This is a genomic window from Stenotrophomonas sp. GD03877, from assembly GCF_029840555.1.
Lineage (GTDB): Bacteria > Pseudomonadota > Gammaproteobacteria > Xanthomonadales > Xanthomonadaceae > Stenotrophomonas > Stenotrophomonas geniculata.
In genome coordinates, this window is record NZ_JAOCCT010000003.1 from 214,620 (window position 1) to 227,590 (window position 12,971).

Sequence of the window (12,971 nt, forward strand, 5' to 3'; positions counted from 1 at the left end):
CGGCCTCCCTCCCTCTCTGCACGCGTTGTAGGTCCGCACCGTCGTTGCCGGCGGGCGGGCGCGGCGCCTCCCTCAAGGTGCCTTGGCCCCATGGTAGACGCGGGGCTGTCGGCTGCGTCCAGCTGCATACGTATTCATGGCGCCACGCGGTAGCGCGCCTGCCGCACTGGCTTATGGTCCGGGTCTGCCAACGGCGCCTTGGGAGGGGAACTGCCGATGTCACCCACTGCTGTACGCGCGGCAATCGCGCACCTGCTCGGCCTGGCCCTGCTGGCCTGGGCCACGCTGGCACAGGCCGCGCCACAGGTCGCCAGCGTCGAATCACCGGGCAAGGTGCTCAAGGTCAGCCTCGTGCTGGACGGCGGCACCGCCCGCTACCGCGTCGAGCGTTTCGGCGAGCCCGTGGTGGAGGATTCGAAGCTCGGCTTCGCCCTGCGCGATGGCCGCCTGGACCGCGATTTCGCCCTGCTTGGCCAGCAGCGGCGCAGCGTCGATGACACCTGGAAGCAGCCGTGGGGCGAGCGCCGGCTCACCCGCAACCACTTCAACGAGCTGACCGTGCAGCTGGCCGAGACCACCGGCAGCAGGCGCCGGCTGGATGTGGTGTTCCGCGTCTACGACGATGGCGTTGGCTTCCGCTATGTGTTCCCCGAGCAGCCGAACCTGCGCGAAGCCATCATCGATGACGAATTGACCGAGTTCGCCATCGCGCAGGATTCCACCGCCTGGTGGATTCCCGCCGGCGAACCGATCCACTACGAATACCTGTACCAGCGCACGCCACTGCGCGAGGTGCCGCTGGTGCATACGCCGATGACCCTGCGCAGCCGCGATGGCCTGCACGTGGCGATCCACGAGGCCGCACTGGTGGACTACGCCGGCATGTGGCTGCGGCGCACCGAGGGCCAGCGCCTGCGCGCGCAGCTTTCGCCTGCGGCCGAAGGCTGGAAGGTGCGCCGCGCCCTGCCCTTCGCCACACCGTGGCGCACGCTGCAGGTTGCTGACCGCGCAGGTGGGCTGGTCGAATCGGACCTGATCCTCAACCTCAACGAGCCCAACGCGCTGGGCGACGTGAGCTGGGTGAAGCCAGCCAAATACCTGGGCGTGTGGTGGTCGATGCACCTGGACAACGAGAGCTGGGCCACCGGCCCGAAGCATGCGGCCACCACCGCCAAGACGAAGAAGGTGATCGACTTCGCCGCCGCGCACGGCTTCCGTGGCGTGCTGGTGGAAGGCTGGAATCCGGGCTGGGACGGCATGTGGGTGGGCAATGGCTACGACTTCGATTTCACCCGTGCCACGCCCGATTTCGACATCGAAGCGCTGTCCGCGTATGGCCTGAAAAAGGGTGTCCACCTGATCGGCCACCATGAAACCGGCTGCGCCATCGAGCACTACGAGGACCAGCTGGGCGCCGCGCTGGACCTGTACGCACGGCTGGGTGTGGACCAGTTCAAGACCGGCTACGTCTGCGACGACGGCCAGGTCGACCGCCGCAATCCGGCCGGTGGCCCGCTGTGGCGTGAGTGGCATGACGGGCAGTTCATGGCCCGCCACCATCTGAAGGTGGTGCAGGAAGCGGCGCGCCGCCATCTGTCGGTGAACCCGCATGAGCCGATCAAGGACACCGGCCTGCGCCGCACCTACCCCAACTGGATCTCGCGCGAAGGCGCACGCGGCATGGAGTACAACGCCTGGGGCCAGCCGCCGAACCCGCCGGAGCACGAGGTCAACCTGGTGTTCACCCGGATGCTGGCCGGGCCGATGGATTACACCCCCGGCATCCTCAGCCTGAAGGGCCGCCACGGCCAGGCCATTCCCAGCACGCTGGCGCGCCAGCTGGCGCTGTACGTGGTGCTGTACAGCCCGATCCAGATGGCCGCCGACCTGCCCGAGCACTACCTGCAGCATCGCGAGGCGTTCCGCTTCATCGAAGACGTGGCGGTGGACTGGGAGCAGAGCCGCGTGCTCGATGGCGAGGTGGGCGACTACGTGACGATCGTGCGCCGCGACCGCAACAGCCGTGACTGGTTCCTCGGCAGCATCACCGATGAGCACGGCCGCATGCTGCCGGTATCGCTGGGCTTCCTGGAGCCGGGCGTGCGCTATCGCGCCGAGATCTACCGCGATGGTGACGGCGCTGATTTCCGCAGCAACCCGTTCGCGTTCGCACGAGAAACCCGGGAGGTGACCAGCGCCGATGCCCTGACGCTGGTGCTGGCACCGGGCGGTGGACAGGCCATTCGCTTCACGCCTATCCGTTGAACGTCTTCCTCCCTGCGCGCCGCTGTAGCGCCCGAGCCCACGCTCGGGCGGCGGTGCGCAGCGCCGGAACGCAGCCGAGCATGGGCTCGGCTCTACAGAACGATGCACCTGAAAGCGATTACACCCCTGCAAACACCATTGAATACGTATGCAGGGTGATTCCCGCGAAGAATGCGCTGCCTACCATAGCGGCGACGACAGCGGCCACCGCGTCGCACGTCCTCGGCCCCGCCGGGACGCTCACGAATCGATCTGCAACATTGCCTGGGAGGGGAAAATGTTGAACCACAAGCGCAGTGCGCTGAGTCTCGCGCTGGCCGTTGTGCTGGCGCCGACGCTGGCGTCTGCACAGTCCACGCAGAGCACCACCACGCCGGCCGCCACCGCCGCCACCAACCTGGATACGGTGCAGGTCACCGGCATCCGCCGCGGCATCGAAAACGCGATCGCAATCAAGCAGGACGCCACCTCGGTGGTCGAGGCGATTTCCGCCGAAGACATCGGCAAGCTGCCCGACGTCAGCATCGCCGAGTCCATTTCGCGCCTGCCCGGCCTGGCCGCCCAGCGCGTTGCCGGCCGTGCGCAGGTGATCAGCGTGCGCGGCCTGTCACCCGACTTCGCCACCACCCTGCTCAATGGCCGTGAAGTGGTCAGCACCGGCGACAACCGCGGCGTCGAGTTCGACCAGTACCCATCCGAGCTGGTCAACGGCGTGACTGTCTACAAGACCCCGGACGCGGCTCTGGTCGGCCAGGGCCTGTCGGGCACCATCGACATGCAGACCGCACGCCCGCTCAGCTTCGGCGAGCGCGTGATCGCGGTCAGCGGCCGCTACCAGAAGAGCTCCCTGGGCCGCGCCGCCAACATCGATCCGTATGGCAACCGCTTCAGTGCCAGCTACATCGACCAGTTCTTCGACAACACCCTGGGCATCGCCATCGGTTACGCGCACAGCGACATGCCGATCCAGGAGAACCAGGTCGGCCTCTACGAGCCCTGGACCACCGAACACACCGACAAGGGCGAGCGTCGCGGAATCGCGCAGGCACCTACTTCACCGATGGCATCAAGGCGCTGCGCCGTACCGGCAACAACAAGCGCGACGGTGTGATGGCGACGATCCAGTTCCGCCCGAGCAACAGCTGGACCAGCACCTTCGACGCGTTCCACACCGAAGCCGAGCAGATCGACACCGCCAACCAGTTCGAGCTGAGCCTCAGTGGCAATGGCGAGGACAGCAACAATCCCAACGCGATCCTGCCGGTGTTCAGCAATGTCGGCCGCAATGCCGATGGCAGCTTCACCGGTGGCACGATCAGCAATGCGTACCCGCTGGTCCGCGGCATGTACAACAAGCGCAAGGACAAGATCGACGCGTTCGGCTGGAACAACGAGTTCAACGTCGGCGGCGTGAAGCTGGTCGCCGACCTGAACTACTCGAAGGCGACCCGCCGCGAGATCAACCTGGAAAACAACCTGCAGCTGGTGCCGCGCCCGCAGTTCGACACGATCGGCCTGGTGGTGAACAACAACAGCTTCTCGCAGATCACGCCGGGGCGTGACTACTCCAATCCGGGCAGCCTGTTCCTGACCAACACGATCTATGGTTCCGGCTACGGCAAGGTGCCGGAGGTCGAAGACCGCTTGAAAGGCGCCAAGCTGGCGGCGACGCTGCCGGTTCCCGAGGCCATGTCCAGCTGGTTCTCGGATGTGGACGTGGGCGTGAACTATGCCGACCGCCGCAAGCAGAAGGCCCAGGCCGAAGGCAACATCCTGCTCGGTGCTCAGGGTGAATCCACCATCGCCCCGGACCTGCAGTACCGCCCGGTCAACCTCGGTTTCGCCGGCATCGGCTACATCCCGTCGTGGAACGTGCCGGCAGCGGTGGGTCGCTACATGACCTTCAACCCGGTCGACAACCTGGACTACCTGATTCCCAAGTCGTGGACGGTCGAGGAGAAGATCACCACCGCGTGGGCACGCCTGAACATCAACACCGACATCGGCGTGGTCGGCGTGCGCGGCAATATCGGCGTGCAGATGCAGCACACCGACCAGAGCTCGGATTCGCGCTACTGGGACAGCTCGCAGCCGGTGGGCAGCAACATCCAGCCCTTCTCTGCCGGCAAGACCTACAAGGATTGGTTGCCGAGCTTGAACCTGGTGTTCATGTTCCCGCACCAGCAGACGCTGCGCTTCGCCGCCGCCAAGCAGGTTGCGCGCCCGCGCGTGGACCAGATGCGTGCCGGCCTGGAATTCGGTGTGGATACCAACAACGGCCGCCCCGGTGGCAGCGGCGGCAATCCGCTGCTGGATCCGTGGCGCGCAACCGCACTGGACCTGTCCTATGAGAAGTACTTCGGCGAGAAGGCCTACGTCGCAGCGGCGATCTTCTACAAGGACCTGAAAAGCTACGTCTACACGCAGTCGGTGGACAACTACGACTTCAGCGGCCTGCTGGGCAACTACGTGCCGCCACCGGGCATGACCGCACCGGTGCTGACCACCGGCACCTTCTCCACGCCGCAGAACGGCAAGGGCGGCACGTTGAAGGGGCTGGAACTGACCGGGTCGTTCCCGCTGGAGATGCTGACCGACAGCCTGCGTGGCTTCGGCGTGCAGGCCAGCGCAACCTTCAACAAGAGCGACATCACCATCCTGGATCCGGAAAGCGCCTCCAGCGTGGGCAGTGACCCGATCAGCCTGCCGGGCCTGTCCAAGCGCGTGTACAACTTCACCGCCTACTACGAGCGCAGTGGCTTTGAAGCACGCGTGAGCCAGCGCCGCCGTTCGGACTTCATCGGTGAGATCGGCAACTTCAACGGCAACCGCACGCTGCGTTACGTGGTGGGCGAGAACGTGACCGATGCACAGGTCAGCTACACCTTCAGCGACAGCAGCAGCCTGCATGGGCTGACCCTGCTGCTGCAGGGCAGCAACCTGACCAACGAGCCGTACCGCACCTACGCCGGCAGCAAGGATCGCCCGCTGGAGTACATCGAGTGGGGCCGCACCTACATGCTGGGCGTGAACTACAAGTTCTGAGGTAGCGCCGGGCCCTGCCCGGCAGCCCGGACCCGGTAGTGCCGGCCGCTGGCCGGCAACACATGGGAAGCAAGACCGGAAGCCCGCTGCGCAGGCAGCGGGTTTTCTTCTGCGCGGATGCCGGCCGTTGGTCGGCCAGGCCCATCCACGCATGGCGTGGATCTACCCAGCGACACCCCAACCAGTAGATCCACGCCATGCGTGGATGCCCTTCTCCGGAATCCCACCCACAAAAAAGGGACGGGGCGCTTCGGCCCCGTCCCCGCAAGTACCGCCACCGGAGAAAACGGTCAGCTGCGTCGGGCGCAATACACCGCGCGCGGCGGCAGCTGGAGTTCATTGCCCTGCACCGTGCCCGCATCCGGGCCCGGTACCGCCACCTGCTGCCAGTTGCCCGGCGGCAGCGGATGGCTCACCGCCTCGGCCGACAGGTTGAAGGCCAGCAGGAGGGTTTCATCTGCAAGCATACGCTCGAACAGCAGCACTGGCTCGGCGCTTTCGATGAACCGGATGCTGCCATGCAGGAGCGCCGGCTGGCTATGCCGCCAGGCCAGGAACCCCCGGAATGCGGCCAGGACCGAGCCCGGGTCGCGCTCCTGCACCGCCACGGCCGCGGCGCGGTGCTCGGCCGGGATCGGCAGCCACGGCTGGCCCGTGGTGAAACCGGCCAGCGGCGCATCAGTCCACGGCAACGGGGTGCGGCAGCCGTCGCGGCCCTTGAAGTTCGGCCAGAAGGTGATGCCATAGGGGTCCTGCAGCGCCTCGAACGGCACCTCGGCCTCAGCCAGGCCCAGCTCCTCGCCCTGGTACAGGCAGACCGAGCCGCGCAGCGAGCACAGCATCGCCACCAGCATCCGTGCCAGGCGCGGGTCAGCCGGGTGGCCGCCCCAGCGGCTGACCGCCCGCTCCACGTCGTGATTCGACACCGCCCAGCACGGCCAGCCTTCCGTCATCGCCGCTTCCAGCCGCGAGACCGTGTCGCGGATATAGGCCGCGCTGTAGTCGTCCACCAGCAGCTCGAAGCTGTAGCCCATGTGCAGGCGGCCATCGCGGGTGTACTCGGCCGTGGTGGCCAGCGAGTCCTCCGAGGAGATCTCGCCCAGGCTGACCGCCCCCGGATACTCGTCCAGCAGCGCGCGCAGGCGCTCCAGGAACGGCAGGTTCTCCGGCTGGGTGTTGTTGTAGTAGTGGTACTGGTAGGCGTACGGATTGTCCGGGCTGAAGCCGCGGCCGAAGCGCTTCTCCGCCGGTTTGGCCGGGTTGTCGCGCAGCTGCGCATCGTGGAAGCAGAAGTTGATCGCATCCAGGCGGAAGCCATCCACGCCGCGGTCCAGCCAGAACCGCACGTTTTCCAGGGTGGCCTGCTGCACGTCCGGGTGGTGGAAGTTCAGGTCCGGCTGGTCGACCAGGAAGTTGTGCAGGTAGTACTGCTCACGGCGCGGCTCCCACTGCCAGGCACCGCCGCCGAACAGCGACAGCCAGTTGTTGGGCGGGGTGCCGTCCTCGCGCGGGTCGGCCCAGACGTACCAGTCCGCCTTCGGGTTGCTGCGGTCCTGGCGGCTCTCACGAAACCACGCATGTTCGATCGACGTGTGGCTCAGCACCTGGTCGATCATCACCTTCAGGCCCAGGCCGTGGGCCTTGGCCAGCAGGCGGTCGAAGTCATCCAGGTTGCCGAACAGCGGGTCGACGTCGCGGTAGTCGGCGATGTCGTAGCCGAAGTCGGCCATGGGGGACTTGAAGAACGGCGAGATCCAGATTGCGTCCACGCCCAGCGCGGCGATGTGGTCCAGGCGCTGGATGATGCCCGGCAGGTCGCCCACCCCGTCGCCGTTGGCATCGAGGTAGCTGCGCGGGTAGATCTGGTAGATGACGGCTCCGCGCCACCATGGATAGTGCGACATCGACAGCCCCCCTCCGGGCATGCAGCGCCCGCCGGAAGCGGGCCGAAATCCTGTTCCGGCAAGCTTAGCGGTGGCCTCCCGGGCATGGCGCAACCTGCATACGTATTCACGCAGGCGGCAGCCGTGGCCGGGCCGCGGACGCCGGCCCGCCCGGTTTGCGCCCGGAATTCACGGGCAGCGCCTATAATCAGTGGTGAGCCTGAAAGCCTGATCGCATGACCATCACCGAAGACACCCGTCCCGCCCTGGGCCTGCCCCAGATCCAGTCGCTTGCCGCGGCCGACATGGCCGCCGTCGACGCCCTGATCCGGCGCCGGCTGTCCTCGGACGTCGTGCTGATCAACCAGATCGCCGATCACATCATTTCCGCCGGCGGCAAGCGCCTGCGCCCGATGCTGGTGATGCTGGCCGGCCGCGCGGTCGGCAATGTCGGCGCGGACCACCACCAGCTGGCCGCGATCATCGAGTTCATCCACACCTCCACCCTGCTGCACGACGACGTGGTGGACGAATCCAGCCTGCGGCGTGGCCGCAGCACCGCCAACGCGCTGTGGGGCAACGCGCCGAGCGTGCTGGTCGGCGACTTCCTGTACTCGCGCAGCTTCCAGCTGATGGTCGAGCTGGAGCGCATGTCGGTGATGCAGATCCTGGCCGATGCCACCAACCGCATCGCCGAGGGTGAGGTGCTGCAGCTGCTGCACGTGCACAACCCCGATACCGATGAAGCCGCGTACCTGCGCGTGATCGAGCGCAAGACCGCGGTGCTGTTCGCCGCCGGCACCCGCCTGGGCGCCCTGGCCAGCGGTGTGGACGAAACCACCCAGCAGGCCCTGTTCGACTACGGCATGCACCTGGGCTACGCATTCCAGATCGCCGATGACGTGCTGGACTACTCGGCCAACGCCGACGAGCTGGGCAAGAACCTGGGCGATGATCTGGCCGAAGGCAAGGCGACGCTGCCGCTGATCCACGCGATGGCGCACTCCGACGACGCCACCCGTGAGCGCCTGCGCACCATCGTGCAGGACGGCGACGCCTCGGCGATGCCGGAAGTGCTGGCGGCGATCCGTGCTACCGGCGGCCTGGAGTACAGCCGCGCGCGTGCAGAGGAATACGCTGAGGCCGCCGAGCGCGCGCTCGATGGTCTGGGCGACAACGATGCGGTCGCCGCCCTGCGCGGCCTGGCCCGCTACGCGGTGCAGCGCTCGCATTGATCGATTGAGGTGTGCCGACCAACGGTCGGCACCTACCGCGGCTGTGGGTGGATGCCGACCATTGGTCGGCACTGGAACATGGGTGGGTGCCAACCTTGGTCGGCACGCCTTTGTTTACCGGAACCGCTCCTCGAAGAACTCATCCAGCGCCTTCCATGCGCGCTTGGCCGCCCGTTCGTTGTACTGGCAGCCCGGCGGACTGTTGGCATCGCGCTCGGCAAAGCAGTGCACCGCACCACTGTAGTTGGTGAACTCCCAATCGACCTTGGCCGCGTTCATTTCCTTCTGGAAACCGGCGATGTCCTCGGCGGTCACGCTCTTGTCGTCGGCGCCATTGAGCACCAGCACCGACGGATGGCTGCCACCGGCCTGCGCCGGCAACGGCGAGCCCAATCCACCGTGCAGGCTCACCACACCGGCCAGCGGCGCACCGGCCCGGGCCAGCTCCAGCACCGTGGTGCCGCCAAAACAGAAGCCCACCGCGCCGATCCGGCTGGCATCCAGCGGCACCTTGCCGGCCTGCGCCTTGAGCACGTTCACCGCCTCCAGCGCGCGGGCACGCAGCAACGGCCGGTCGTTGCGCAGCTTGGTCGCCACCGGCCCGGCCTCGGCATCGGTCTTCGGCCGCACACCCTTGCCGTAGACATCGGCCACCAGCACCACGTAGTCGTCACCGGCCAGCTGCTTGGCCTTCTCGATGGCCGATTCGTTCACGCCCTTCCAGTTCGGCACCATCACCAGGCCAGGGCGCTTGTCATGTTCGCCGTCGTCATAGACCAGCACGCCACTGAAGGTCGTGCCCTGGTGTTTCCATTCCACCGGCTGCGTCTTCATCGCCGCCCACGCCGGCATCGCCGCCAGCCCCAGGATCACCGCCACACCGCATCGCCAACGATTCATGCGCCTGCTCCGCAAGAAAAAGGGGACGGAGGGGATTAAGCCGTAATCGCCCCTCCCGCGTCGCATTCTGCATTGGCGGCGTGACGCAGGTGTGGTTGGATACGACTTAATCCCCTCCGTCCCCTTTTTTCGCATGACTCTTGTTGATCGCTTTCTGTCTGGCCTGATCCCGCGCCTGCCTGCTGACGATGCCCCGCAATGGGCCCACGTGCAGGGCGCAAGCGCCGAAGACCTGCAACGCCTGCGGGCGCAGTGGCCGCAGGTGCCGGACAGCCTGGTGGAGCTGCTGTCGCGCGTGGATGGCACGCACTTCCGCGAGTATCCCGATGGCGAGGTCTGCGTGCTCATGCTGGGCTCGGACGTCGAGGACGGCGGCTACCCGTACTACCTGCGCTCGGTGGCGCAGATCTTCGAGGACCAGCAGCAGTGGGACGACAGCATCCGTTCCATCTACGAGGAATGGCTGGATGACGAACCGGAGATCCTGGGTGAAGGCATCGACGCCGATCTGCCGATGAACCGCCGCCTGTGCTTCTCGCACTGCATGAACAACGGCGGCACCTCGATGCTGTATCTGGATTTCGATCCCGCGCCGGGCGGCACGGTCGGCCAGGTGGTGCGCTACCTGCACGATCCGGACAGCTACGCGGTGATCGCACCGAGCTTCGATGCGTACCTGCAGGAGCTGATTGATCGCGATTACGCGTTCATCGATCAGGACGACGATTGAAACCCAGCCGAGCATGGGCTCGGCTCTACAAACGGCGACGGGCGTGGGCTCGGCCCTGCAGTAGATCCACGCCATGTGTGGATGAATTCCCCGCTGGGTTGCCGGCCAGCGGCCGGCACTACCCTCAGGCGATGCCCAACCCCGGAATCGCGCTGATGCTGTCCGGGTCGAATCCGGCCAGTTCGGCGAAATGGCGACCACGCGCCACGTAATCGCGGTAGGCACCAAAACTGGGCGCGCCCGGCGACAGCAGCACCACCCCGCCCTGCGCACCCAGCGCCGCGCGTGCAAGCGCCATCGCCTCGGGCAGGTCGCCGGCGGCGTGCAGGCCGAAGCGACCGGCATCGGCCAGCGGCTGCAGCATCGCGTGGATGCGCGGGCCGTTGCTGCCCATGGTCACAATCTCCACCGGCGGCACGTCGTGCGCCATGTGCTGCATGAAATCGGTCCAGTCCAGGCCGCGGTCATGCCCGCCCACCAGCAGCGCGATGCGCTGCCCGGCGAAGCATTCCAGCGCGGCCAGGCTGGCATGCGGCGTGGTGCTGATCGAATCGTTGACGTAGGTCAGGCCATCGGCCACGCCAATCCGCTGCAGGCGGTTCGGCAGCGGGCGGAAATCCTGCACCGCCGGTGCCAGCGCCACCGCGTCCAGGCCCAGCGCTTCCAGTGCAGCCAGCACCGCGCACAGGTTGCCGCGGTTGTGGCGGCCCGGCAGCGGCGTGTTGCGGGTATCGAACACCGCCTGTTCGCCGCGATGCACGATGTCAGCGCGCATGTGCCACCCCTGCGGCTGGTTGAACCAGACCACCTCACTGTCGGGCAACGACAGCGCGGCCAGATGCGGATCGGCGGCATTGAGCACGGCGATGCTCGGCGCAGCTTCAGTCACCAGCCGCAGCTTGTCTTCGATGTAGCGTTGTTCGCTGCCGTGCCAGTCCAGGTGTTCGGGGAACAGGTTCAGTACCACCGCCACCTGCGGGCGGGCGCCACTGCGCGCCACTTCGCCGGTCTGGTAGCTGGACAGTTCCACCGCCCAGTACTCCGGCGCGGGCTGCGGGTCCAGCACTTCCAGCAGCGGCAGGCCGATGTTGCCGACCAGGCCGGTGCGGTGGCCGGCCGCCCGCAGCAGGTGCGCGACCAGCGCGGTGGTGGTGCTCTTGCCCTTGGTGCCGGTCACGCACACGGTGTCGTGCACGATGCCATCGTCGGCGGCGTGTTCGGCGAACCACAGCGCGGTGCCGCCGATGAACGTAGTGCCCTGCTCCGCCGCCGCCAGTGCGATCGGCTGGTAGGGGCTGATACCAGGCGATTTGATCACCACATCGAACGCGGCCAGCGCTTCGGCAGTGGGTTCACCCCGCACCTCCAGCAGCCCCTGCGTTTCCGCACGCGCGGCTTCGGCCTCGGCGGCCGGACAGAACAGGCTCAGCGCCAGCGACGGCAGGCGCTCACGCAGTACCGCAAACGCGGCGCGGCCCTCGCGGCCCCAGCCCCACAGCGCAACGCGCTTTCCTTCAAGCTTCGAAATCTTCACGCACCCGTTCCCACAGCGCAGCCGGAACGCGGTGCTCGCCCTGCAGCTGCAGCAGCGGTGCCAGTTCCAGTTCGGCGGCATCCAGCTGCGGCTGGATCTCATTGCAGAAGCGCTTCACCAGCACGTCTTCCTTCCATTCCGGGCGCAGCGCCAGGGTCGCCATCGCCGCACGCGATTCGCGGCCTTCGCCCACGCACTCGAACGGCTTGTGGTCCTGGAATTCCAGCAGCGCGTCGAAGCCACCGGCCTGTTCGGCATCGTCCAGCAGATTGCGGCCGAAGATGCGCACCAGGCGCGTCTTCGGCATGAACGGGGCCAGCGCCAGGAACACGAAGTGGCACTTCGGGCAGACGCCGCACCAGCGGTTCACCGGGCGCTCGCCGAGGATGTGGAAGTTGCGGTTGCAGCTGGAGAAATGCGCGTCGTAGAAATCGGTCTTGGCGAACTGGCGGGCCACCGCCAGCTCCGACATCGGTCGCAGCAGCGAGTAGTACTGCAGATCCGCCGCCACGTACTTCCGCACATGGCTGCCGAACGCCTGCTCGCAGGCCCAGCCCTTGGACCACTGGTGGTTCACTTCGCCGGTGCCCGGAATCTGGCTGCCGTAGCTGGCCGAACGCTCGTTGGAGAACACGACCTGGTCCACGCCGTGCAGCAGGGCGGCCAGCACCATGATTGCCGAGTTCACCACCGTCACCGGGATATGGCCGTTCCAGGCGCCCTGGCGGTTGAGCTCGAACAGTTCCGGTGCCAGCGTGCGGCCCAGGTTCAATGTCGGCAGGCCGGTGCGCTCGGCGCACGCACGGATCAGCTGCGAGCCACCGATCCAGGTCACCGTCTCGTCCACGCCGGCACGGCGCAGCGCTTCGATGCTGACCAGCGAATCCTTGCCGCCGCCGATGGCCACCAGCGCGTGCGGCCGCAGGCCCAGCGCCGGCGTCTGCACGGCCTCGCCCTGCACCGGCAACCGGAAGCGGCCGCGCAGGTTCAGGCCGTTGCGGTAGGCGAATTCGCCCAGGCCATTGAGGTAAATGGTCTCCACCAGTGCGGCGGTATCGGCATCGATGCTGTAACTGTCGATGCTGACCGTATCCGGTACGCCGGCCTTGTAGTAGCTGACGCCGGCGATCAGGTGCAGCAGCTGCAGCGCACGCTGCACGGCGGCGGCGCGCGCCTCGTCCAGCACGAACGGGGCGCCGGGCACGGTGATGGTTTCCACCATCTCCGGGCCGTCGTCGAAGGCGTAGACCAGCCGGGCCACGCCGGTATCCGCTGCGAAGTCGCAGCGGACGAAGCGGAAGCGGGAAACCTGGTGTTTGTCGAAAGCAGTCATGGTGTATCCGGTCAGGCACGGGCCCGCGCGAAGGCGCGGGGCGTGT

General features: G+C 67.0%; 7 protein-coding genes and 1 pseudogene. 4 read left to right on the forward strand and 4 right to left on the reverse strand.

What is annotated here, in order from left to right; translation table 11 throughout:
* Positions 1 to 210 precede the first annotated feature (210 nt).
* Positions 211 to 2,265 (forward strand): glycoside hydrolase family 97 protein, encoded by a 2,055-nt coding sequence (locus N5D20_RS03470; RefSeq protein WP_279914298.1) that lies wholly within the window; start codon positions 211 to 213, stop codon positions 2,263 to 2,265.
* Positions 2,266 to 2,542: 277 nt separating this feature from the next.
* A pseudogene (locus tag N5D20_RS03475) lies at positions 2,543 to 5,310 on the forward strand (TonB-dependent receptor).
* Between the two features lie 290 nt (positions 5,311 to 5,600).
* On the opposite strand, the gene N5D20_RS03480 reads toward N5D20_RS03475, so the two are convergent.
* Positions 5,601 to 7,214: an alpha glucosidase gene (locus tag N5D20_RS03480; RefSeq protein ID WP_279914253.1), complete on the reverse strand. Its 1,614-nt coding sequence runs from the start codon at positions 7,212 to 7,214 to the stop codon at positions 5,601 to 5,603.
* Between the two features lie 215 nt (positions 7,215 to 7,429).
* Between N5D20_RS03480 and N5D20_RS03485 the strand changes: the two genes are divergently transcribed.
* The gene (locus N5D20_RS03485) at positions 7,430 to 8,428 is read left to right on the forward strand and encodes a polyprenyl synthetase family protein (protein WP_054171191.1); all 999 of its coding nucleotides are present in this window, start codon (positions 7,430 to 7,432) and stop codon (positions 8,426 to 8,428) included.
* A gap of 114 nt (positions 8,429 to 8,542) precedes the next feature.
* Here the strand turns inward: N5D20_RS03485 and N5D20_RS03490 are convergent, their stop codons facing one another.
* Positions 8,543 to 9,328 carry a dienelactone hydrolase family protein gene (locus tag N5D20_RS03490; protein WP_049434513.1) on the reverse strand — a complete coding sequence of 262 codons (786 nt, stop codon included), beginning with the start codon at positions 9,326 to 9,328 and terminating at the stop codon, positions 8,543 to 8,545.
* A gap of 133 nt (positions 9,329 to 9,461) precedes the next feature.
* On the opposite strand from N5D20_RS03490, the gene N5D20_RS03495 reads away from it, so the two are divergent.
* A complete protein-coding gene (locus tag N5D20_RS03495) occupies positions 9,462 to 10,058 on the forward strand; it encodes an SMI1/KNR4 family protein (protein ID WP_197579132.1) in 597 nt (198 codons plus the stop codon).
* Between the two features lie 124 nt (positions 10,059 to 10,182).
* Here N5D20_RS03495 and murD read toward each other — a convergent pair whose 3' ends face one another.
* A complete protein-coding gene (murD, locus tag N5D20_RS03500) occupies positions 10,183 to 11,592 on the reverse strand; it encodes a UDP-N-acetylmuramoyl-L-alanine--D-glutamate ligase (RefSeq protein WP_279914252.1) in 1,410 nt (469 codons plus the stop codon).
* Positions 11,573 to 12,925: a UDP-N-acetyl-alpha-D-muramoyl-L-alanyl-L-glutamate epimerase gene (murL, locus tag N5D20_RS03505; RefSeq protein WP_279914251.1), complete on the reverse strand. Its 1,353-nt coding sequence runs from the start codon at positions 12,923 to 12,925 to the stop codon at positions 11,573 to 11,575. Before murL ends, murD begins: the two co-directional genes overlap by 20 nt.
* Positions 12,926 to 12,971: the final 46 nt, after the last annotated feature.